At 71.8% G+C, this 23335-nt stretch carries 15 protein-coding genes and 1 pseudogene; 11 read left to right on the forward strand and 5 right to left on the reverse strand.

The genetic code is table 11. From position 1 onward, the window contains the following. Positions 1-93: 93 nt before the first annotated feature. Genes Val02_RS26025 through Val02_RS26035 form a run of 3 tightly spaced genes read right to left on the reverse strand, consistent with a single transcriptional unit; the run spans position 94 to position 6893 of the window. Positions 94-1599, reverse strand: coding sequence for a CATRA conflict system CASPASE/TPR repeat-associated protein (locus Val02_RS26025; protein ID WP_275415611.1), 1506 nt, complete (start codon positions 1597-1599; stop codon positions 94-96). Continuing rightward, positions 1596-4595: an NB-ARC domain-containing protein gene (locus tag Val02_RS26030; RefSeq protein WP_203901835.1), complete on the reverse strand. Its 3000-nt coding sequence runs from the start codon at positions 4593-4595 to the stop codon at positions 1596-1598. The genes Val02_RS26025 and Val02_RS26030 overlap by 4 nt, the downstream gene beginning before the upstream one ends. Before the next feature lie 3 nt (positions 4596-4598). Beyond that, the gene (locus Val02_RS26035; RefSeq protein ID WP_203901836.1) at positions 4599-6893 is read right to left on the reverse strand and encodes an ATP-binding protein; all 2295 of its coding nucleotides are present in this window, start codon (positions 6891-6893) and stop codon (positions 4599-4601) included. Positions 6894-7076: 183 nt separating this feature from the next. Between Val02_RS26035 and Val02_RS26040 the strand changes: the two are divergent. Further along, positions 7077-8010, forward strand: a pseudogene (locus tag Val02_RS26040) (MFS transporter); the annotation flags it as partial. Positions 8011-8275: 265 nt separating this feature from the next. On the opposite strand, the gene Val02_RS26045 reads toward Val02_RS26040, so the two are convergent. Beyond that, the gene (locus Val02_RS26045; RefSeq protein ID WP_203901837.1) at positions 8276-9628 is read right to left on the reverse strand and encodes an extracellular catalytic domain type 1 short-chain-length polyhydroxyalkanoate depolymerase; all 1353 of its coding nucleotides are present in this window, start codon (positions 9626-9628) and stop codon (positions 8276-8278) included. Between the two features lie 223 nt (positions 9629-9851). Between Val02_RS26045 and Val02_RS26050 the strand changes: the two genes are divergently transcribed. The 4 genes from Val02_RS26050 to Val02_RS26065 all read left to right on the forward strand — a co-directional run bounded on the left by Val02_RS26050 (position 9852) and on the right by Val02_RS26065 (position 13408). Next, on the forward strand, positions 9852-10892 hold the full coding sequence (locus Val02_RS26050; protein WP_203901838.1) for a LacI family DNA-binding transcriptional regulator: 1041 nt from the start codon (positions 9852-9854) through the stop codon (positions 10890-10892). Between the two features lie 674 nt (positions 10893-11566). Beyond that, positions 11567-12061, forward strand: a complete 495-nt coding sequence (locus Val02_RS26055; protein ID WP_203901839.1) for a hypothetical protein — start codon at positions 11567-11569, stop codon at positions 12059-12061. A 214-nt stretch (positions 12062-12275) separates the two neighbouring features. Next, the gene (locus Val02_RS26060) at positions 12276-12452 is read left to right on the forward strand and encodes a hypothetical protein (RefSeq protein WP_203901840.1); all 177 of its coding nucleotides are present in this window, start codon (positions 12276-12278) and stop codon (positions 12450-12452) included. Between the two features lie 425 nt (positions 12453-12877). After that, positions 12878-13408, forward strand: a complete 531-nt coding sequence (locus tag Val02_RS26065; protein WP_203901841.1) for a DUF5994 family protein — start codon at positions 12878-12880, stop codon at positions 13406-13408. 157 nt (positions 13409-13565) lie between these two features. On the opposite strand, the gene Val02_RS26070 is transcribed toward Val02_RS26065, so the two are convergent. Continuing rightward, positions 13566-15452: a PD40 domain-containing protein gene (locus Val02_RS26070; RefSeq protein ID WP_203901842.1), complete on the reverse strand. Its 1887-nt coding sequence runs from the start codon at positions 15450-15452 to the stop codon at positions 13566-13568. Positions 15453-15854: 402 nt separating this feature from the next. Between Val02_RS26070 and Val02_RS26075 the strand changes: the two genes are divergently transcribed. The 6 genes from Val02_RS26075 (at position 15855) to Val02_RS26100 (ending at position 23288) form a co-directional block, all read left to right on the forward strand. Beyond that, positions 15855-17363, forward strand: a complete 1509-nt coding sequence (locus Val02_RS26075; RefSeq protein ID WP_203901843.1) for a DUF1996 domain-containing protein — start codon at positions 15855-15857, stop codon at positions 17361-17363. A 130-nt stretch (positions 17364-17493) separates the two neighbouring features. Beyond that, the gene (locus Val02_RS26080) at positions 17494-18645 is read left to right on the forward strand and encodes a hypothetical protein (protein ID WP_203901844.1); all 1152 of its coding nucleotides are present in this window, start codon (positions 17494-17496) and stop codon (positions 18643-18645) included. Next, positions 18642-20426 (forward strand): AAA family ATPase, encoded by a 1785-nt coding sequence (locus Val02_RS26085; protein WP_203901845.1) that lies wholly within the window; start codon positions 18642-18644, stop codon positions 20424-20426. Before Val02_RS26080 ends, Val02_RS26085 begins: the two co-directional genes overlap by 4 nt. Further along, positions 20423-21064, forward strand: a complete 642-nt coding sequence (locus Val02_RS26090) for a 4Fe-4S single cluster domain-containing protein (protein ID WP_203901846.1) — start codon at positions 20423-20425, stop codon at positions 21062-21064. The genes Val02_RS26085 and Val02_RS26090 overlap by 4 nt, the downstream gene beginning before the upstream one ends. Next, on the forward strand, positions 21052-21558 hold the full coding sequence (locus Val02_RS26095) for an FHA domain-containing protein (RefSeq protein WP_203901847.1): 507 nt from the start codon (positions 21052-21054) through the stop codon (positions 21556-21558). Before Val02_RS26090 ends, Val02_RS26095 begins: the two co-directional genes overlap by 13 nt. After that, the gene (locus Val02_RS26100) at positions 21555-23288 is read left to right on the forward strand and encodes a serine/threonine-protein kinase (RefSeq protein ID WP_203901848.1); all 1734 of its coding nucleotides are present in this window, start codon (positions 21555-21557) and stop codon (positions 23286-23288) included. The genes Val02_RS26095 and Val02_RS26100 overlap by 4 nt, the downstream gene beginning before the upstream one ends. Positions 23289-23335: the final 47 nt, after the last annotated feature.

A 23335-nucleotide genomic window follows, 5' to 3' on the forward strand; every position in this document is an offset into this window, starting at 1 on the left:
ACATGATGAATACCGACCCTCCTCAGTGGACAGCCACCCGGACGAAGTCGGTCGCACAATCCGTCCGCACCCTGCGGCCGTTCGGTTCATCCCTCATGCCGGCTCCGACAGGTCGAGCACGTCGGCGAACCGCTCCGAGCGCAGCCAATCGCTGTCGGTCTCGTCGGTGGCGCAGCCCAACGAGCCGAGCAGCCGGGCCAGCCGGTGCAACGACGGCGGTTTGCCGTCGAGCCGGACGATGTTGGAGGCCCCGTCCGCGAGGACCGGTCGCGAACGGCCGATCCGCACCACGATGGTCTTCTCCGGGCTCGCCGTCAACGCGACGCCCAAACAGAACAGCACATTGGGCGACGCTTGATACGCCGGACGGGCGGCATCCGCGTCCTTCTCGTCCCGCACACCCTCCCGCAGGACGACCACGTCCTCCGGAGCCAGCACCACGACGATCGCGCGCGCCTGAGCGAAGCACTCCCTCAGCAGGTCGACGCTCTGCGCCGACAGCACCGGCCCGTCCACGACCGACGTGACGGCCTCGATCGGACGCAGTTGCAGCGCGCGCAGGAAGCCGTGCATGTCATCGCGGACCCGGCCGTACGAACCGCAGATCACCACGACGTGACGATCGGTCGACGCGGCGGTCTCCGATGCGGCGTCCCGCGCGTTCGCGGCGTCCCTCAGTTCGAGGTCCACCGCTCGGCGGTCCATGGCGGCGATGAGCTCATCCGCGGTGTGCAGGTCGGCCGAGACCAGGTCACCAGGGGTGTCGAGCGGTGCGACGAGCGGCAGGACGGCGGTACGGATGTCCCGGGCCGCACCCTCGACCCGCCGGCGATCCTTGCGCAGCCCGCGGTTACCGGTGACGGATCCCGGCCCCGTGACGGACGCGTCGAACCGGCGATGCTCGGCGCGGATCGTGGCGGCGCGCCACAGGTAGCGCGTGAGCGGCGGCATGCCGGTCCCGTCGCCCCAGGCGAACGAGAGCAGCTCCGCCGCGTCGACGGGCCGGCCGAGGAGCAGCAAGCGGCGTGCTGACGCCGCCGCACCGGCCGGACCGGTCTCGCACATGAACACGTTGCCGCCGCCCCCGGCCTCGTCGAGATTTTTCCGACCGGCCTGGGCGTCGAACCCGTTCGCGGTGCCCGGCACGAGTGGCGCCAGTTCGCGGGCAGCGGTCGCCAGCGAGTCGACCGGATCCTCGATCTGGGTGAGATACGCGCGTGCCTCGCCCATGAGGTCGTCGGCGTCGACCCCGACGATGCGTGTCCACCTGTCGTCGACGGCGGCCCACGGACCGGAACCCGAATCCGTGGAGTCCGTCGCGTCGGTGTCGGAGATGAGCGACAGCAGCAGGCTTCCCTCGTGACGGCGCACGATGGCCTGAACGCCCATCTTCAGGGACTCCGCAGCGCAGATCTCGCCGGACGCCGCGGCAGGCCGGTGCTCGGCCGGCATCTCGCGTTCGATCGCGACGCCGCTCATCGGGTACCACAGCCGCATGACCGAACAGCACCGCGTCCAGATCTTCCGCACGAGAAGATGACCGGCGGGTGTGTCCTGCGCGAATACGTGCCCGATGAAGTCCGTGGACCTCAGCTTCAATGCTCCTCCCGCTGCGGACCGCCGGGCGACGGATGTTCTGCGGCGGCCAGTCGCGCGATCAGTTCGTCGAACCGGTTGCGTCCGGCCGGCGGGACCGTTCCCGGGCTGCCACCGATCCGCCTCTTCCAAACCGGATCGTCCTCTGTGGACAGCGACGTGATCACTGCGCGCAGCTCGCCGAATTCGTCCGGCCCGGGTGATGGACCGACGATGTCCAGTGCGGCGAGGATCACCCGCCACCCCGATGGCGGCAATGTACTGTCGCGTGTCTTCCGCAACAGCGTCACCACACTCGCGGCGTCTGTGCCGGCCGCCGTTGCGGCGTATGCGCTGTTCGTGGTATCGGCGCGCTGTCGGGGAAGCGCAGTGCTCGGCCGGTCGACGCCCGGGTCGTCCATCGCGTTGATCGCATGCCGCACGGCGTTCTGGGACTGAATGTCGTCGAGGTCCTCGAACTTCGTCGAGGCGGAGAGCAGGGCCGAGCGGGCATCGTCCTGTCTGCCACCCCGTGCGCGCAACAGGTCGCCACGCGCCCAGGCCAGCCGGGCCTCGATCGGACCGGACGCGGACGGTGCCTCGCCCACCAGCTCCGGCAGATGGTCCGCGACGTATTTGATGTGTTCCTCGGCCGGTACCGGCTCACCGGCCGCGACCAGGGCCCTTGCCAGGACGCACCGGGCGCGCAGTTCGCCGGGGCGGTTCCCCATCCGTCGGTAGAGCATCCGCGCCTCCGCGGCACGGCGTACCGCGGCCCTCACGACGCTCCCGTCGCCGTCCTCGACGACGTTCAGCTGTTCGAGATGCAGGCAAGCCAGGCGGTACAGAATGAACGCCTCCCGGGAGATGTCTCCCTCGCTGCGCCGGACCGCACCGCGCAACGAGTCGGCGGCCTCGCGCCACTGCTCGCGCCTGCGCCGTTCCTCGGCCTGAGCGACGGCTGACCAGAAGCCGAGTTGGTCGTCGGCGTGCCCGTCCGGATCGAATTCGGCGCCGGAGGAGACCTGGTTGTTGATGTCGTCGATGATGCGCACGAGCTGGAGTTCGTTCGTTCTGCCCAGCTCACCGAAGATCTGTCGGGCGGCGCGAAGGCGCGGCGTGACCTCGCACGGCGCTTCCTGCTGGACGTACGCCTCCGCGAGCTTCAGCTGGATCAGGCCTTCCCGCAGGCGGGTCAAGAGCCCCGGATGGGCCCGCGCCTGTTCCAGGGCCTCCATGAGGTGCTTTCCGGCGGGGACGTATCGTTCCGCCCGGATCAGCAGGCTGCCCATGGCGCGTCGCACGTCGATCCGGCCGATGCGGTTGTTGTCGTTGTCGGCGGCCTGAATGCCGAGGGCGACGGCGTTCAGGTCGCGCTCCAGGTCGCCGTCGTGCGGGTAACACTCCCCCAGCCAGGACGCGACGCGCCAGCAGAGCGGCCAGTTCCTGGCCCGGTGCAGTTCCTCGACGCAGCCGACCAACGTGCGGTGCTCGGCACGGACCCACCTGAGCCGCTGGCGGGACTGCGCGATGTCCGCCGCCACCCGGAGCCCGATCTCGTGCCGGATCGGCGCCTGCGGAAGCGCGCTCTCGGGCAGCGTCCGGTCGATCTCCTTGACGACCGCGCCGACGATCCAGAGATACGCCTCCCAGAGCCTGCTCAGTTCCTGCGCGTATCTGGCCGGGCGGTCGTCGCCGGCCTTGCGTTCCGCGAACAGCCGCACGAGCGGATGCATCCGGTAGCGCGGACGGTCGGCCCAGCGCCGGTCGTCGACCTCGAGCAGTTGAAGCTCCGCGAGTCGGGTGGCGATCGACTCCGCGCGCCCGACCCGGGTGTCGAACAGCAGCGGAGCGAGCACCCACGGGAGGAACGTCGGCGACGGGACGAGCGCCAGAAGGTGGAAGGCCTTCTGCTCGTCGCCCTCAAGGTGCCGGTACTGCGTCTCGAACACCCGTTCCGGGCTGCGGTCGCGATGGGTGAGCCGTTCCAGCCGGGTCTCCGGCGGATCCAGCGATTTGGCGATGCTGCACGGCGCCGCCCGCTCGTGCAGCATCCGTTCGGCGGCGGAACGGATCGCGAGCGGCAGCCGACCGCACGACTCCACGATCGTGGCGGTGCAGACCGGATCCCGGTACGGACTTGTCTCGGCGAGCGTGTGGAACATGTCGAGGGCGTCGTCCATGGCCGGTTCGTCGAGCCGCCAGGACGGCGTTCGCAGGCCGGCCTGCAGGTCGAGCCGGCTGGTGACGATCACCGTGCAGCCGGACCCGGCGGGCAGCGCGTTGAGCACCTGTTGGTGGTCCCGCGCGGCGTCGAAGATGAACAGTGCTCGCCGTTGGGCCGTCAGGGTGCGGAACGTACGCAGGTTGTCCGCGGGATCCTGACTCAGCTTCTCGTGCCAGTCGAGTTGGCGCAGCAGATTGACGATTATCTCAGCTGCCGCCAGCGGATCGCCGGCGTTGCCGAAGTTGGCGTGGTGGCTCCCGTCCGGATGGTCGTTCTCCAGCCGCCGGGCCAGTTCCTTGGCGAGCACGCTCTTGCCGACACCGGGCTTCCCGTGAATCGCGATCACCACCGGACGACCGACGGTGTCGTCGGAGACGGGTCCGGCCTCGCCCCGGCGACGGTGGTCGGCCCGCCGTTCCCGCGCGATCCGGTACGCACCGAGGATCTCGGCGACGTTCTCCCCACGGCCGCAGAACGTCGCCGAGGAGACGTCCACCTCACCGACCGGCTCCTCCGGCCATTGCGGGTCCGGCGATCCCGCCGTCACCACCGTCCCCGACTCCCAGCCTCCGTCGACGCTCCCGGCCGCCGGACCGGCTGGAACGCCGACGCCCACCCACGGGGGTCGTCGCGGGCGCCGCCACACGTCGAACAGGACCACGAGCACCAGCATCGACCCGCCGAGAACGAGGAAACGGGCCTGGGCCGACCAGTCGTCCGGCCATACCGTCAGGGTCAGGGCCGCTGCGGCAACGGCGAGAACCGCCGCGAACGGTCGGATCGTGCGTCGCACCGGTCACGGCCGATCGGTCGGTAAGCCCGACACCGCATCGGACTGCTCCCGCGGTGGACAGGATGACGGATCCGTCGCCGCACGCGCGGCTGCGAGCAGGCGCAGCGCCTCGTTGCGCGCCCATCGGTCACTGCAGTTGACGAAGTCGACCGCTGCCTCCTCGAGCACCCGCGACGCCTCGTCCGAGCGGCCGGCGCAGAGGTGACACCGGCCGAGGAGGAGCCGACCGTGCGCCTTGCCGTACCGATGTTCCATCTCGCCGAAGAGACCGATCGCGCGGAAGCCGAAACCGAGTGCGGTCTCCCGGTTGCCGGCGGCGAGCTCGATCTCCGCGCGGCGGTGCCAGAGCCACGCCATCCACAGGCGCTGGCCCAGCGCGTCGGCGCCGTACCACGCGTCGGTCGCCGCCGCACGGGCCGCCTCCAACCGGTTGTCGGCCTCCAGGGCGATGCTGCGTGCCCAGAGCAGGCCGGGCCGATGCCTCCGGTCCATCTCGGTGCCGTCGCCGCAGAGCCGGGCCGCCTCGTCCGACGTGGCGAGAGCTTCTCTGGGGGAACCCGCGAGCGCCTGCACGACGCACAGTTCCAGGCGCAGCCGCACCGTTTCCGCGGTGTCCCGCTCCGTTGCCCGGTCCAGCGCGTCGCGCAGCAGCTTCTCCGCCGGTGTGAACCGTCGCGTCCGGCGTTCCATCCGGCCGAGCGTGCGCAACGCCCGCACCGTGCCTCTGCCTCGACGCGCACCCTTGGCGATGGCCGCCAACGCGGTCTCGCGGGCCAGGTCGAAACTGCCGAGTTCGCCGCACACGTAGGCGAACGCCGCCAACGCCCGGCTCTCCCCCAGCGACTCGCCCTGTTCCTTCGCCAGCGCGACGGCCTGTCGAGCTCCGTGCAACGCAGTCGTCAGCCGACCCTCGATGAGCGGCGCGTACACCTTCTCCCGCAGGCCCGGCACGGTCCGCTGCTTCTGCCGGCCGGCCTTCGCCCTCTCCAGCCGGTCGAGCAGGCGCCGGCGTTCCTTGTCCGACAGGGCGGTGCCGAAACGGGCCCGCACATGGTCATGGACGGTGCTCGACAGCGCGAAGCGCGGTGCGCCGCCGGCGTCGTTCCATGAACGCTCGATGAGATCGGCGTTGAGCAGCCGGTGCGCGATCCGGATGGCGTGCGACTCGTCCTCCGCGTCGAGGAGCGCCGCGAGCATCCAACCGGTGAAATGGCGTTCGTCGAGCAGCGCCAGCCGGCGGAACGCCCGCTGCTCCTCGTCGGTCAGGAGGGCGTAGCTCAGGTCCAGGCTCCCCGGTGACGGGGTGCCCGACGGCCCGCTCTCCTTCGCCTGCTCGATGAGGTCGGACAGGCGCAGGTGCGGCCGCGCGGCCAGCGAGGTGGCGATCGCCTGCAGCGGGATCGGCTTTCCGGCGGCCGCGCCGACGATCTGCCGAATCTGCGCGTCCTCGCTCGCCACCCGCTGGTCCCCGACCGCGCCGCGGAGCAGTCGGACCGACGCCGCGCTGTCCAGCCCTTCCAACCGGACCCGGTACGCCTTGGGGAGCCGGTCGGAGAGGCCGCGCAATTGGGTGGTCACGATCGCGCCCCAGGAGCCGCCCTGCGGAACGATCGACGGCAGCACGTCCGGATGATTCACCGCGTCGAAAATGATGAGCACGCGGGGCCGGAGTCGCACCATGTGCCGGTACTGACGGAGCCGGTCGTCCGGCGCGTCGGCGACGTTTTCCCCCGGGCCGCGCAAAGCCGACACGATCCTTCCGACAACCGCGTGCCGGGCTTTCGCCGCGCCTTCGCGGGTAAACTCCGAACGAGGGACCTTCACCTGGACGAAAAGCTGGCCGTCGGGAAAGTGTTCGGCGACGGCGTGTCCCGTCTGAATCGCCAATGACGTCTTGCCGATACCGGGCTCGCCTTCGATGAGAACGAGTCGCGGGCCGCCGGCACCGGCGCGGCGTAAATGAGCCGAGATCAGGTCGACCTCTTGTTCCCGGCCGACGAGCTTCGGCAGAACGGGCGGGAGCTCACGCGGGACCAGGTAATCTCGCGGCCGCACTCCCGCGGAGGCGCTGTACCAGTCCACCAGGTGAGCGATGCCGCGCCGCCCGGGCCACACGCTGTCCCGCACGAGTATCCAGAGGAAATAGAGGATCACAGTCACCAGGCCGGGCAGGAAATGCTGGCGATAAATGGCGGTCAACACGGCGACCGTGCCGAACAGCATCAGGTCGCTGCGGCCGAAGGTCGAACTGGCCCAGGCTATTGCCCTGCCGGTGCGGGCGCGTGTCGGTGTTTGCATCCCTACCCCTCGCGTCGGCTCATGGCCATCATGTCTCATAACGGGCCGGCAGCGGGTCGTAGATCATCCGTTTGCGCGAATGTTTATACGATCAAGCGAGTCCGTTTCGGCGGTCCGTGAGAAAAATGAAAAAGAATTCGGCACAACCTGTCCCGGGCCACACGCCGAACACCGACGGCTAGCATCGCCGGGGCGGCAGGTCCGCTGCTCGTCGCCTCGCTGACGGCGGACCCGTTCGTGGTGTCGACGGCCGCGCTGCTGCGCTGGGCGCCACCGCTGGTCCTCGGCCTGTACGCGGGTGCCCTCTCGGACCGCCTCGACCGCAGGCGCATCGTCCTCGCCGCGAACGCCGTCCGCGCCGTGGTCCTCGTCGGCCTCGTCGCGGCGCTGCTCACCGGCACCGAGTCGAACGGGCTGGTGCTGCTGGCGCTGGGCCTGCTCGGGACGGCCGAGGTCTTCGCCGACAACACCACGGGCACCCTCGCGCCGATGCTGGTGCGCCGGGACGACCTCGCCGCCGCGAACTCCCGCATCCAGGCCGGCGTCGTCACGCTCGACCGCCTCGCCGGGCCGGCGATCGGCGCGGTGCTGTTCGCGGCCGGGCGGGCGTGGCCGTTCCTGACCGAGGCGGTGCTCGTCTGCGCGGCGGTGCTGCTCGTGTCGCGCATCGCGCTGCCCCCGGTCGAGCCGGTCGAACGGCGCGGCATGCAGCGCGACGTCATCGAGGGCGTGCGCTGGACGGTCCGCCACCCGGCGGTGCGCACGCCGGCGCTGACGATCCTCGTGTTCAACTTCGGGTTCGGCGCGGCCTGGTCGGTGCTCGTGCGCCACGCCACGCGACGCCTCGGCCTGGACGCCGTCGGCGCTCATCGCCTCGCCCTGGGTCGCCGGGGCGATCGTGTTCGTCTTCGGCGTGCACGAGTTCGTCCGGGCGACGACCGCCGTCACGGTGCGGCAGCGGGCCGTCCCGACCCACCCGCAGGGGCGGGTCGGCAGCGTCAGCACCATCTGTATCTTCACCGGACTGGTCGTGGGCGCCCCGATCGGCGGCGCGCTGGCGGGCCGCTTCGACGTGACGGCGCCGTTCTGGTTCGCGTTCGTGCTTACGGCGCTGCTGACCGCCGGCAGCGTAACCACCCGGGGTGGGAGCGTCCCGGACGTTCTGGCGGGTCATCGTGCCGCGACGCCCGGCGGCCGTTTCCTTCCGGCCGCCGGGCCATCACTTGTGCCGGGCCAACCACTTCGCCGGGCCGACCCTTGCGCCGGGCCCGCCAGGTACCGCACGCGGACCTGGCAGCGGAGCGGTCCGCCGCGGGAGCAGCGGTAGCAGTCCGGCGGACCGTGGCAATGAAGCAAATAGGCGGTTGTCCTTTCCCAATGCCCTATGCCACGGCGCAGGCGTTTCCGTTGAGGGTGAACGCCGTCGGCCTGCCGGTGTCACCGGTGTGCGTCGCCTGGAACCCGAAGCTCGTCGAGCTGTTGGGCGGGATCGTGCCGTTGTAGCTGGCGTTCGCCGCCGTGACGGCGCCGCTCGTGCCGGTGATCGTCGTGCTCCAGCTGTACGAGATGCGCTGACCGGCCGGCAGCGTGAACGCCAGCGACCAGCCGTTGATCGGCGTCGTGCCGGTGTTGGCGACCGTGACCGAGGCGGTCAGGCCGGTGTTCCAGCTCTGCACGGTGTAGGTGATCCGGCAGCCGCCGACAGGTGCGGGCGAGGACGGCCCGGGAGACGAGGGGCCGGCGCTCGACGGAGCGGGGCTCGACGGGCGCGGCGACGACGGCGCGGGCGAGGACGGGCCGGGTGTGGCGTTCTGGTCCAGGCCGAAGAACGCGATCGCCGCCTCCGCCATGCCGTCCTGCGGCAGGTTGTGCCCGGTGTTCGCGACGCTGATCGCCTCCACCGGCGCCTGCACGGTGTTGGTGCCGTAGCGGGTGCGGGTCCAGTTGGCGCGCGGCGTGTCGGTGAGGACGGGCGTCCGGCTCACGCCGAGAACGTTCGTCCACTGGTCGATCTCCTCGTTGAAGTTGGGGTAGCGCAGGGTGTCGTCGTTGACGCCGTGCCACACCTGCATCCGCGGCCGGCTGCCGCTGTAGCCGGGATAGGCGCCCCGCACCAGGTCCCCCCAGGCCTGCGGGGTCCGGTCGATCTGGCCCTGCGCGCACTGGCTGTTCCAGCTCGAACCGTCGGTCGTGGCGAAGCAGCCGAACGGCACCCCCGCGAAGGCGGCCCCGGCGCGGAACACGTCCGGGTAGTCGCCGAGGAGGACGTTCGTCATCATGGCGCCGGAGGAGGCACCGGTGACGAACGTGCGGCTCGTGTCGGTCGAGTAGCGTTGCTGGACGTAGCGCACCATCGACACGAGGCCGACCGGATCGCTGCCGCCGTCGTGTCGCAACGCCTGCGGCGAGGAGACGTCGAAGCACTGCCCCGACCGGGTCGCGGACGGGTAGATGACGATGAACCCGTACTGGTCGGCCAGGGCCGCGAAGCGCGTACCGGAGTAGAACGCCGGGCCGGTACCCGTGCAGTAGTGCACCGCCAGCAGCACGGCCGGGCGGGCGGCGAGCCGGTCCGGCACGTACAGGTGCATGCGCAGGTTGCTGGGGTTGGTGCCGAAGTTCGTGACCTCGACCAGTGCGGCCGCCCGCGCGGGTGGCGCCACTGTCAGGGCCGCCACCGTTGCCGTCATCGTGAGGAGGGCCGCGGCGGCGGCCGTCGCGAGCGATCGTTTCATGACCGTTCTCGTTTCATGAGCAGATTTCCGTCCGTGGGGGGTGGGGACCCGCGGAGTATTCAGCCGGGTTCACCGCGAAATCAATCGACGGCGGTACATCAGCGCAGCACCGCAGGTCGTTCCGGAAATTTTCACGGCATCGGAGAGATTGACGGCGCTTGACCCGTTGTGGTGCCGGTCGTATTCTTCCGAAAAGTTTCGGCCACCCGATGGGAGAGGCGCGTTGGGCGCAGGCGTTCAACGCCCGGGATCTGATACGGGTCGCCGGGTCACCATCACCGCCATCGCGGAGCGCGCCGGGGTGTCGGTGCCCACGGTGTCCCGCGTGCTCAACGGTCGCTCCGACGTGTCCCCGGAGACCCGCCAGCGCGTCGAGGAACTGCTGCGCGAGCACGGCTACCAGCGGCGCCCCGGCCGTTCGCGCACCGGCAACGGCCTCATCGACCTGGTCTTCCCCGACCTCGACAGCCCGTGGGCGGTGGAGATCATCCGCGGGGTGGAGCAGACGGCGCACGCCGCCGGCTTCGGCACGGTCGTCTCGGCGATCCACGCCCGGAGCAGTTCGACCCGGCAGTGGCTGCAGAACCTGCGCGCCCGGGCGAGCGACGGCGTCATCTTCGTGACCTCCGACCTCGCGCCGCAGGAGCACGCGGAGCTGCGCCGCCTGCACATTCCGATGGTGACCGTGGACCCGTCCGGCTCACCCGCCGCCGACGTGCCCACCATCGGCGCCACCAACTGGGCCGGCGGCCTCAGCGCCACCGAACATCTGCTCGCGCTCGGGCACCGGCGGATCGGGTTCATCGCGGGGCCGAAGCGGCTCCTGTGCAGCCGTGCGCGGCTGGACGGGTACCGCGCGGGGTTGGAGGCGGCCGGGCTCAGCTTCGACGAACGCCTCGTCGCCCAGGGGGACTTCTACCACGAGTCCGGGTTCACGGCCGCCACGGGACTGCTGGCCCGCGATCTACCGCCCACGGCGCTCTTCGCGGCGAGCGATCAGATGGCGTTCGGGGCGTACGAGGCCGTGCGCCGGGCCGGGCTGCGGATCCCGGAGGACGTGAGCGTGGTGGGTTTCGACGACCTGCCCGGCGCGCAATGGGCCTCGCCGCCGCTGACGACCGTGCGGCAGCCGCTCACCGAGATGGGCAGCCTGGCGGCACAGACCGTGCTGCGGCTGGCCCAGGGCGAGCGGATCGACCTGACCCGCGTCGAACTCGCCACCGAACTGCTCGTCCGCGACAGCACCGCCGCACCCCGCGCCTGACCCCGCCACTCCCCCGTGGCTGAGCCGGCCGGGCCTCCGTCCGACCCGGCGCACCCGCCGGTGGTTGCCCGTAGTGACGGCCGCACCCACTGGAAGGGACGGCCCGCCCGACTACGATCCGGCCGAGCGCAGGCCGTATCGACCGGTCGAGCCGATCCCGCAGTGCCCGGACGCCGCACCCGACCTTCCCTGCGCCGTGAGGGCGGGCGGGCAGCACGGACCGGCCCATCTTGGCAGGCTGCACATCGCCCGCACGATGCGGCGAACGGCGTAGGCTGACGGCGTCGCTCCGGATTGCCGGGGGGCCGAGTCCGCCGCTCGCGGACGCTTTGGCTGTCACCCGCCCTTCCGATCGACGCTCTCCCTTGCCGCAGGCACACCAGATGCCGTATCGCGGGTTCGACGGCCTCCTCATGCTCAACGACTGACACCGATCCCCGCGGCTTGCTCGCCGTGGTTCTAGCCAACTTTTGAGAGGCGGTGGTGGGCATGACCGCGACGCAACGCCGTGCGGATCCCACCGGACCGGACCTGACATCCAACGCCACCCTCCCATGGCGGCCGACAAGCGGCCGGTCCGCCGCGCGGCTGACACAGCCAACGGCAGCGGTCGTCATACCGCGCCAGGCAGAGTTCACCCCGCGGGGCGGACAGCGGCGACCGGAGGCAACATCGTGACCAGCCTCTTCCGCCGAACTCCCGCTGACCGCTCCCGGCGCGTCCGCGCCGAACTGGCCACCGCGTGGGAACACCTGTTGACCGCCGCCCAGGAAGCCGGACACGTCGGGGACACCTACGTGGCGCGGGGACCGCTGGCCCGGCTCGCCGGGCGCGGCGCGCCGGCGGCCGCTTCGTGGCGTTGGGTCGCCGCCGGCTTGGCCGCCGGGGTGGTCATCGGCGCGGTCACCACGGCGGCGCTGACCCGGCGTCCGCACCGCGCCGACCCGGCCGAGACGCACCACCCGGACGACACATCCCCGCCGGTGCCGGCCAGAGCCCGCACCGCCGTCACGAACCTCGCCCACCGAGCCGGCGAGGCTGCGCACACCGCCGCCGAGGCCGCCCGGCACGCCGGAGACAAGGCCCGGCAGAAGGCGACCAGCCGTCAACCTGCCGCCGAGCCCGTGCCGGTCCTGACCCCGTCCGGCCCGGACGACGGCGACCACTAGCGTGTCGTCGGGCCGGCGCACCGCCGAACAGGCGGCTGCGGCGTGCGCCGGCCACGACGACGTGAAGACCTTGGATCACCCCGGGAGCGGCGTACGAGGCCAGATCGAAGGCAGCATCTGCCGCGGACGGCATATGGATGTACCGCCCGGCACCGCGATCAACTGACCTGGACGGTATGGCGTGCGGTATCTCAGTGATGTGAATGTGCGCGCAGTGCTGATCGTGCTGATCGAACGCGCAGGCGGCACGATCGAGATCAGCAACGGCGAACTCTACGATGCCATGTTGCCCGACAACGGAAACGGTGAACGCTTCGAGATCGAGGAACTGCCCGGATGTCTGCGGTTGACGACCGTCCCGCGTCCGGGTCCGAACGGCGACCACCGCTGAACGAATCGCCTACAGGCCAGACGCCGCCGGCACGTCCCGGCGGGCGGAACGCAAGGCGGCGGCTTCCAGCGGTCGCCGCAACGAGCGGTCAGGTGACTGTTGCTTTGAGGTCAGCGATGATTATGTCGGTGTCTGCCGGCCCGAGTCGCTTCCGTGGTCGGTTGTTCAGCCGTGCGGCGACGGCCGCGAGGCGGTCGGCGTCGTGAACAGTTAGGTCGGTGCCGTCGGAAAGGACAGGCCGCGTCGGGCTGACGACGCGGGCCAAGGCGGACGGTCGTAGATATCCCGGGAACAGGCGTAGGCTGACGATGTCGTTCGAGACCCCGGGTCCTGACAGTCCGCCGACGGCGGACGCTCCTACCGGCCGAGGCCGATCCCTTTCTTCCAGACGTCGCCTGCCGTGCAGCAGGTCAGGACGGTTCATCATGCTCACCAGAGCCGAACGTGCCACTGTCGTCCCATCCGGACCGCCGACGTCGCCACGCCTGCTTCTCGCGGAGGTGCGGGCGAGCCACACCATCTTCGACGGTGGTTGGTGGCCGTATTCCTGGTCTCCCGCCGAGGAGTTGCCCGGTCTCGTCCTCGCACTCTCCGCCCGCTACGGACAGATCCGACAGGTGATGCTCCATGACGGCAGCTGGAACGCCGGCTTCCGACGCCTCGCGGTGGATTCCGCAGTGGTGCGGATGGGCTGGTTCGTCAGCGTCGATCCGGGCGTTCTGATCGCCACCACCGAACAGGGCGTCCAGGTCGACCTTCTGGTCGTGCCGCCTGAGGCCACCCGTGCCGACGCGGAAGCGGTGATGCGTCGGGCCGCTGACCCGAGCAATCGACTGCGCGCGCCGGCGATGCTCGCCACGTTGACGCCGACGGCCTCCGCGGACCGTACCGACAGCCTCCGCTCCCACGCCGTGCGGGGCGACGGTAATGCAGGCACGGAGCCGGCAGCGGTCTGACGTCCGGCGCCGGCGAGGCCGTGGCGGCAACCCCGGCCCGGTCGGGCACACCGCGGCCGTGGGCCTCATGCGTCAAGCGCGCCAGCAGGATCGTCGAGAAATACCGCAACCGGGCAGCCAGGCATCTGTCGAATCAACGTTGTCCACAGGCCAGATTTCAGACTTCCAGGAGGTACACCTGCTGGGCGTCGGCACCCATGGCGTGGAACGCCACGTGCCGCCCGTCCGCCGAGATCGAGGACCCCGCGCCCGCGTGGAGCAGGCGCGCCGTGCCGGCCTCCCGGTCGAAGACGAAGATCTCCTCCGGCCGCCCCGGCGTGACCGAACGGAACGTCACGTACCGCCCGTCGGCCGACATCGCCTCGGCGCGAACGTCCACATCGGACGGTGCTCCCACGCGGAGCGTCACGCCCAGCGTGCGGTCGTGCACGAACACGTCGGCGCGGCCGTTCGTGTCGCCGGGTACCAGGTCGGACGAGGTGGAACTGAAGCTGACGTAGCGGCCGTCCGTCGAGATGCCCGGACGGTGCATGCCTCCCTCGGCGGCCTGCCCGCCACCGGTGGCGACGCTCACCCGCGCGAACGTCTCCGCGACGCGGTCGTGCACGAAGACGTCGGCGGTCCCGTTGGTATCGCCGGCCACCAGGTCGGCGGCGTCCGACACGAACGCGACATAGCGGCCGTCGGCGCTGATCGCCACGCCGTACGCGGCGGCGGACGCGATCGGGACGCCGGTCGTCGCCAGCCTGGTCGAGACGCCGAGCGTGTGCACGAACACGTCGACCGTGCCGTCGGCGACCGCCGTGTAGGCGAGATGTTCGCCGTCGGCCGACATCGCCGCCGTCACCACGCCGCCGTCGCCCACCGGAGCGGTGCTGCCGAGCCGGCGGTCGCGCACGTACAGTTCGCGCTCCACGGTGAACGCGACGTACCGGCCGTCCGCGGAGATGCCGACCGCCTCGCCACCCTCGCCGTCGCGCGTCAGTTTCTTCGTGGTGCGGTCGTACACGTAGACGTCGGAGGTGCCGGTGCCGAACGCGGTGAAGGCCACGTAGCGGCCGTTCGCGGAGATGAACGGCTTGGCGCCCGCGCCGTTGCTCACCGTCGTGAGCGTGGGGCCGGCCACCGGCGCCTCGACGGCCGGCGCGGCGAGCGTCACCGAGACGGCCGCGCTCAGCGCGGAGGTGAGCCCGGCCTCGCCGCGCGCCCGGACCCGATAGGTGTGCGTGCTCCCCGCCTTGACGGCGGTGTCCACATAGGACTCGCTGTCCACTGTGGACACCGCGACGTTGTCGCGCAGGACGGTGTAGGCGGTCGCGCGCACGGAGACGTTCCAGGAGAGGACGACCTTGCCGGAGGACTCGACGGCGACGAGACCGGTCGGGGTGACCGGCGCGGGCGCCACGGGTTTCGCCGTGACGCTCGGGGACGCCCCGGAGCGCTGCCCGAAGCGGTCGACGGCGCGCACCGCGTACGCGTAGGTGGTGCCGTTGGTGGCGGCGGCGTCCGTCCAGCCCGGTGTGGTGACCGTCGCGACCTCTTCGCCGTCGCGGGTGACGACATACCCGTGCGCCGTCGCGGGCCAGGTCAGGGTCACCTCGCTGTCCCCCGCGGTCGCCCTCGGCCTCGTGGGAACGCCCGGAGCCGGCGGCAGCGGCCGCACGGTGGCCTCGGCGGAGGGCGCCGACATGCGGCCGCTCGCGTCGACGGCGAGGACGCGGTACGTCACGTCCACCCCGTTGGCCACATCGGTGTCCAGATAACCCGCCTCGGGCGCGAGAACCGTGGCGATCGGGTTTCCGTCGCGCTGCACGCGATAGCTGACCGCACCCGCCACCGCTGCCCACGTGAGCGTCGCCGAACCGTCACCCGGCACCACGCCGAGCCCGTCCGGTGCGGCGAGCGGGGCCTTCTGCGCGGCGTTCGAGGACGAGGAACGGGCCACGCCCACGGCGGCGGGCGCACCGGCGGAGGCGGCGACGGCACCACCGCCACCGGTCACCACCACAACGAGCGCAACCCCGGCGAGCTTCAGCGATCGCACCGGACATCCCCCAGCGTGCACGGAACAGGTCACGCTGGTTATCGGCCGGCGACGGGCCGGCTGAATCGGTCGGCCGGTCGGCATGCACGACCGACCGGCCGACAGCGCCTCCCGGCCGCCATCGCGCAGCCCGCACCGGCGAGCGGTGTGGCGGATCGGTCAGATGGTGCAGGGCACTCCGTTGAGGCCGCTGTGGCTGCCGAGAGCGCCGCGGACCCACCGGCCACGCGGGCCGGAACCGAAAGTTTCCGCGCACGGGGCCGGAAATTGGGCCTATGACGACGGTACCGCTGGGTCTAAGGACTCAAGATTCACAGTGTCCGGCTTCCTACCGTTTCACCGTCCGGGCGGGAGGCCGAGTCCCGCTCATGTCCCCATGCTGAGTTTTCAGGAGTATCGACGGTGAAACGGTTCGTCAGGCGCCATCGCAGCAAGGTACTTCTCGTCGGCGGCGTCGTGGCGGCGATCGCCGCGGCCGGCACCATCTCGGCGTTCACGCTCGCGAACGCCGCCGAGCAGCCGGCGATCCCGGCGAACGCCATCCGCGCCTCCTCGTTCACCGAGCAGTCCGGCGTGCAGACCGAGGGCACCGCCGACGCCGGCGGCGGCAAGAACGTCGGCTGGATCACGCCCGGCGACTGGATGAAGTTCTCCCAGGTCGACCTCGGCGCCTTCGGCAACCTCACGACCTCCATTCGTGTGGCGGCCGCCTACAAGGACCGGCCGGGCGTCGTCGAGGTGCACCTCGCGTCGCAGACCGGCCCGATCGTCGCCCGCTTCCCGATCACGGCCACCGGCGGTTGGCAGTCCTGGAAGACGCTGACCGACACCCAGCCGTCCCCCGGCGGCAAGCAGGACATCTACGTGGTGGCCAAGTCCGACCAGGGCGGCGACTTCGTGAACATCAACTGGCTGACCTTCTCGGCCTCCGGTTCGACCGGCTCGGGTGAGCCGTCGCACGGCCACTCCGCCACGGCCGGCCCCGCGCCGAGCGCCACGGCCGGCCCCGGTTCGCCGTCGCCGACGATGAGCATGGGCCCGCCGACGCCCGGCCAGTGGGTCGACGTCGACCAGGCCAAGTGGAACGCCCAACTCGCCGCCTACAAGGCGCAGACGCCCGCGCAGAAGCCGGCGACCGGCCGCAGCATCAGCGAGTTCCAGGCGTCGTGCAAGTTCAGCCACGCGGCGAACGACGACCCGATCGTCTTCTTCGGCCAGTCCGGCCGATCGCACAACCACAGCTTCCTGGGGAACAAGTCGACCAACGCCAACACGACGTTCGAGTCGCTGATGGCCAACAAGGCGACGACCTGCACGCCCGAGGGGGACTTCTCGTCCTACTGGATGCCCACCCTGTTCGAGAACAACCAGCCGGTGTACCCGAAGCAGGTCACCGTCTACTACGGTTCGGAGCAGGCGGGTAGGCAGAAGGACGTCAACCCGATGCCCAACGGCCTGCGGATCCTCTTCGGTGACGCCAGCAAGCAGGTCATGCAGAACCCGAACGCCGGCGGCAACTTCTGGTGCCCGGTCGGCCCCGGCACCGGCCTCGAACGCAGCGACGACAACCAGTGGCCGGTCTGCCAGACCCCCGACTACCACTTCACGACGAAGCTGCCGGACTGCTGGGACGGCAAGCACCTGGACAGCCCGAACCACAAGGATCACCTGGCCAACGGCGGCGGCAACGGCTGCCCGGCGACGCACCCGGTGCAGATCCCGCGGATCACGTTCGAGGTGTCGTACCCGACCAAGGGCACCAAGAACGCCATGCGCCTCGCGTCCGGCCTGCCCTCCTCGATGCACTTCGACATCTTCGTGGCCTGGGACGAAGCCAAGATGAACTGGCTGACCCTCAACTGCGCCGCGCTGATGCACGCCTGCAACGACAAGGGCCAGCTCGAGGTCTGACCCGTCGACAACTCCGACCAGTCGACAACGGACGGCGGCGTCCCGATGAACCGGGGCGCCGCCGTTCATTCACGTATCACACTGACGCTGAGTATCCAAGAGATGTCTTTCTGTCAGTATCCTGACTGATGTGAGCGGTCAAATCGGTGTGATCGTGTTGGCGCCGGCCGTGGTCCCGGTGGCGCTGCTCGCCGCGGGTGCCGGGACCGCCGGCTACGCGCTCGGGAAGCTCGCCGACGTTGCCATCGAACGCGAACGCCGCATCCGCGAGGCCCGCATCGAGCAGGCCCGCGCCACCGACCGCTACCGGGCGCTGCGCGATCAGGTCGAACGGGCCAGGCGCCAGTTCGGTGACGCGATCGGCGCGCTGCCGGAGGCGCCGGCCGACGGGCTGAACGCCTGGGTCGACGCGGCGGAGCGTCGCCTGGCGGCGGAGCTGGGCGCCGCGCGTTCCCACAAAATCATGGCGGCGGTGCGGCGGGCCGTGACGGAACTCGCGGCCCCGACCCCGGCGGAGGACCTGGAGGAGTCGCTGCGCCGCGTGCTGGCCCGGCTCGACCCGGCAGCCGCCGACGCCGACACGCGGCAGCTGGAGGCGTGGGCGGCGCAGGCGCTGACGGCCCCGTCGCCGGCCACCGCGCGGCGCCTCCTGGACGACCTGCGGCACAGCGTCGACACGGTCAACCGGGCCGTCGCGCGGCGGCGCGACCGGCTGGCGGGGCTCGCCGCGCGGCTGCGGGAGCAGACCGGCCCGCTGATCGACGCGGCCCTCGCGCTGCTCGAAACGGCAGGCGAGGCACCGGACCGGGCGACACCGGACTGGGCGGCCCTGGAGGCCACCGTCGACGACGCGATCGCGCGCACCCGCGAGGCGGCCGTGCGCGACTACACCGCCTGGGCGCTGCGCGAGTCGTTGCGCGAGATCGGCGTCGAGTCCGAGGAGGACTTCGCGGTGCTGCTCGCCGCGGACGGCATGGCGCACGTGCGCCACCCGGGCCGGGAGGACGTCGCCGTGCGGGTCCGGCACCGGCCCGAGGACGGCGCGCTGCACTTCAACCTCGTTGCCCCGCACGGGGACGACGTGGCGCCCGATCCGGAGGCGGAGCGGCAGTGGTGCGCGGCGTTCGACGCGCTGGTACCGGCGCTCGCCGAGCGCCACATCGAGGTCCGCGTGACGCACCGCCGCGAGGACGTCGAGGCCCAGCGGGTCGGCGTCTTTCCGTTCGAACGGCGTCAGCGCTCCCGCCGCACCGCCCCACGGGAGAGGAAACGGGAGCGGTGACCGGCTACCCGGCCTGGCTGCGCGAGGTGCGCACCGCGCTGTCGATCAACTCGCAGGTGGTGCTGTACGGCAACGTGCGCGACATCTTCCTCCTGCCCGGCGGCACCGGCCTCGAACCGTGCGACCTCCGGGCCGGGGTGCACAGAATCCTTGCGGCGGAAGGGTTCCCGACGCTGGTCGTCGCCGACGCGGTGGCCGGCGTCGAGACGCTCACGCACGGGAAGGGGCCGCCGGAGCCCCGCAAACCCTGGGGCGCCAAGGGAATCGACCTCAACGCCCTCGCCGACCTGCTGGAGCGCACCGCCACCGCACCGGCCCGCGCGGCGGTCCTCGTCGACTACGCCTCCCGTCTCGTGCTCGACCCGACCCGCCTCGAACCGGCCGAGCACCGCTTCTTCGCCCGCGTCGACCGGCTCTCCCGCGCGGCCTATCCGCAGCCGGCCGGCGACGACCCGCGGCCGTTCTACAACCCGGTCGTGTGGGTCGTGGACAACGAACGCGACCTGCCGCTCTGGCTCACCGCCGGCAACGAGGACATCCGCCAGATCGCCGTGCCGCTGCCCGATCTCGGCGCCCGGCTCACCGCCGCGCAGTGGCTCGCCGGCGTCCTGAACGGCTACGCCGAGGCGACTCCCGACGCGCGGCAGGACCTGCGGCGGCGACTCGCCGAACAGACGCGGGGCATGACGTTGCGCGGCATGATGGCGATCGCCCGGCTGGCCAAGCGAATGGAGACGCCGCTCGCCGACATCGACGAGGCGGTGCGCTGCTACCGGGTCGGCGTGCACGACAACCCGTGGCGGGAATCCCATCTGCGCAAGCGGTTGGAGGGCGCCGCGGACGCGATCGGCGCCCGGGTGCGGGGCCAGCGGGAGGCGATCCAGCGTTCGGTCGACATCCTGGTGCGCGCGGTGCTCGGGTTGTCGGGCGCGCACGCGGGCGCCCGGGTGTCGCGCCCGCGCGGGGTGCTCTTCTTCGCCGGGCCGACCGGTGTCGGTAAGACCCAACTGGCGAAGGAGCTGACCCGGCAGGTGTTCGGCGACGAGAACGCGTACACCCGCTTCGACATGAGCGAGTTCTCCGCCGAACACGCGGCCGACCGGCTGATCGGCGCGCCGCCCGGCTACGTCGGGTTCGACGCGGGCGGCGAACTGACGAACGCGGTGCGGCAGCGGCCGTTCAGCCTGCTGCTCTTCGACGAGGTGGAGAAGGCGCACCCGCGGATCCTGGACAAGTTCCTGCAGATCCTGGACGACGGGCGGCTCACCGACGCCGGCGGTGCGACGGTGTACTTCACCGAGACGGTGCTGGTGTTCACCTCCAACCTCGGCGTCTCCGCCCAGGAGTACGCGCAGCGTTCGGCGGTCGACCGGCCGGCGTTGGAGCTGCGCGTGCGTTCGGCCGTCGAGCACCACTTCGTCTCGGTGATCAACCGGCCGGAACTGCTCAACCGCCTCGGCGACAACATCGTCGTCTTCAACTTCATCGACCGCGGTACGGCTGAGGAGATCTTCACGATGCTGCTCGACCACGTGACCGAACGCCTGCGCAAGGAGCACCGCGTCGCGCTGACGCTCGCCGATCCGGTGCGCCGGCAGCTGCTGGAGGGCGCCACCCGCAATCTGAGCTTCGGCGGGCGCGGGATCGGCTCGTTCCTGGAGAGCGCGCTCGTCAACCCGCTCGCCCGCGAACTGTTCACCCGCGAGCACCTCGACGGCGCCCGCCTGCACGTCACCTCCTGGGAGCGGCACGACGACATCTGGCGCATCGGCCTGTCATGAACATCCTGCTGAGCCGCGCGCACTATCCGGTCACCGTGCTGGGGCCGGGGCGGCGGATCGGGCTGTGGACCCAGGGCTGCGGCATCGGCTGCGCGGGCTGCGTGTCGCGCGACACGTGGTCCCCTTCGCAGGACCGGGCGATCCCGGTCGAGGAGGTGGTGGCCTGGTGCGACGCGGTCGAGGGGCCGGTCGACGGGATCACCATCAGCGGCGGGGAGCCGTTCGACCAGCCGGCGGCGCTCGAGGAACTGCTGCGGCGGCTGCACGACTGGCGGGGCGGGCGCGCGATCGACCTGCTCTGCTACAGCGGGCGTTCGCAGGCGGCGCTGCGGTCCCGCTTCGGGCACCTGCTCGAACGGCTGGACGCCGTCATTCCGGGGCCGTTCGTGGCGCAGCTCGCGCCGGGGCTCAAGTGGCGCGGCTCCACCAACCAGGAACTGGTGCCGCTGAGCCCGCTCGGGCACGAACGCTACGACCACGAGATCGACGCGCCGGCCGACCGCACCCGGCTGCAGGTGTCGATGCGGGGCGACACCGTGTACCAGATCGGCGTTCCGCGGCCGGGTGACCTGGAGGCGTTGGAGCGCGCCCTCGCGCGGCGCGGCGTGGCCTACACGGAGGCGTCATGGCGGAGCTGATGTGCCCGGGCTGCCGGGCGGACCTCGAAACGGGGCGGCCGTACTGCACCGGCTGCCTGCTGGCGGCGGTCCCGTTCGAGAAGCCCGTCCCGGCGGCGCTTCCGAAGGGGCGCGAGTGCCGCGACCCCGACTGTGTCCACAGTGGAGTGTTGCCGGCGGAGGCGTGCCGGCACTGCGGGCGGCGGGCCCGGGCGGTGCTGCTGCGCTTTCCCTGGGGCACCGAACGCCTGCCCACCGGCGGGCCGCTGCTGATCGGCCGGGAGAACTCGCCCCTCGCCGAGCGGCTCGCCCGCTACCCCAACGTCTCCCGGCGGCACGCCGAACTCGCGCTCGACGCGGGCGCGGTCGTCGTCACCGACCTGGACTCGGTCAACGGCACCTTCGTCAACGACGAACGGCTCGCGCCCGGGGTGCCCGTGCGGGCGGGCTCCGGCGACCGGCTGCGCTTCGCCGCCGCCCTGATCGTCGAGGTCGGCCCGGGCGGTGCGCCGTGAACGCCGGCGGGTCGGCCGGGCTCGCCAGGGGCGCCTGGGCCGCCCCGCCGACCGCCCGCGACGCGCTGCGCCGGGCCCCGCGCACCACCCGGGACCCGGCCCCGGAGACGACCCGCGACCGCGGGCCCGTGGCGGGGGCCCGCTACCGCCGGGTCAACCTGCCGCCCGAGCTGGTCGACCGCTACGAGGTCGAACGCGACCTCGGCGCCGGCGGCGAGGCCGACACGCTCCTGGCCCGCGACCGCGCCACCGGCGAGCACGCCGTCGTCAAGATCTACCGCCGCGAGGTCCGGGCCGCCGAGGCCACGCTCGCCCGGCTCACCGGCGCCGACCCCCGCCACCTCGTGCGCCTGCTCGACTGGGGCCGCGGCGACGGCTACCTGTGGGAGACGCTGGAGTACGCCGTCCACGGCTCCCTCGAGGACCTGCGGCGGCAGCAGGGCGGCGGCGCCTGGCCGGACGAGTCCGTTCTGCGGGTGGTGGCGCAGGTGGCGCCGGCCATCGCCTACGCGCACTCGCTGGGGCTGGTGCACCGCGACGTCAAGCCCGGCAACATCCTGGTGCGCGGCGTCGCCCCGGTCGACCTGGTACTCGCCGACTTCGGACTCGCCGCCGTGCTGAACGCCTCCCGCGAGATGCGTTCCGGCTCGCGCACGTGTGCGTACGCGGCCCCGGAGGCGGCGATCGGCGACACCTCCACCGCGCTCGACTGGTGGTCCCTCGGCATCGTCGTCCACGAACTGCTCACCGGGCTCAACCCGTTCCAGCGCCTCGACGGGAGCTGGCAGTCCGACGCGATGATCGTGCGGGAGCTGACCGTGCACGACATCGACCTGAGCCGGATCCGGGACCGGCGCTGGCACCTGCTCTGCCGCGGCCTGCTCACCCGTGCCCCCGAGGAACGCTGGGGCGCCGAGCAGGTCTCCGCGTGGTGCGCCGGCGCCTCGCCCGCGGTCCCCCGTTCCCACCCGGCGGGGCCGGCCGGGTTCGCGGGCGGGCCGCTCGACCGGGAGCACCTGCTGCGCCTCGCGGAGAACGCCGTCGCGGACCCGGCGCAGAACGCCGCCGTCGACCTGCTCTACACCGACGGCGTGCTGCCCGCCCTGGACGGCCGTCCCGGCTGCGCCGGCCACGCCGCGCTGGACGAACGGTGGCGGCGGCTGTGGGCGCAGTTCGAGGCGGTCGTGCGGCGCTACCGGCTCGACGTGCCGCCCGAAACGGCCCGCCGGTACCGGGCGATGCTGCTGCTGGCGGCGTTCCCCGGGCAGGAGGAGCTGTGGGCCGCGGAGGCCGGCGCGGCGGCGGCGGAGCCGGAGGCGGCCGGGCAGCGGTGGTTCCGGACGCTGGCCGCGGAACAAGCCCCGCCGGACGCCGCCGCGGCCCACCACGCGGCGCTGCTGCTCGCCGCGCCGATCGCCGCCGAGCGCACCGGCCGGCAGCGCACGGCCGAACGGGTGCGCGCCGCGGAGGCCGCACGGCAGCGGCAGTTCGCGCGGGAACGCTCGATCGACGAACTGTCGGCGCGGTTCGCGCTGGTGTGCGCGATGCTGGCGCTGGTGCCGCTGCTGGGCTACGTGGCCGCGCCGGCGGCGCTGTATCTGGGGTACCGCGGCCGGCGGGGCGGCGAGGTGGCGTCGTCGACCCTGACGTTCGCGCTCGCCGTGGTGGGCCTGGTCTGCAACGCCTTTTACGCCCGCGTTTACCTCGGCATAACGGCTGATTCCCTCTGACGACACGCCCATGTAAGCATCGAGACTCCTCAACGTGGAGGGATTTC

The sequence above is a fragment of the Virgisporangium aliadipatigenens genome, from assembly GCF_016863615.1.
GTDB lineage: Bacteria > Actinomycetota > Actinomycetes > Mycobacteriales > Micromonosporaceae > Virgisporangium > Virgisporangium aliadipatigenens.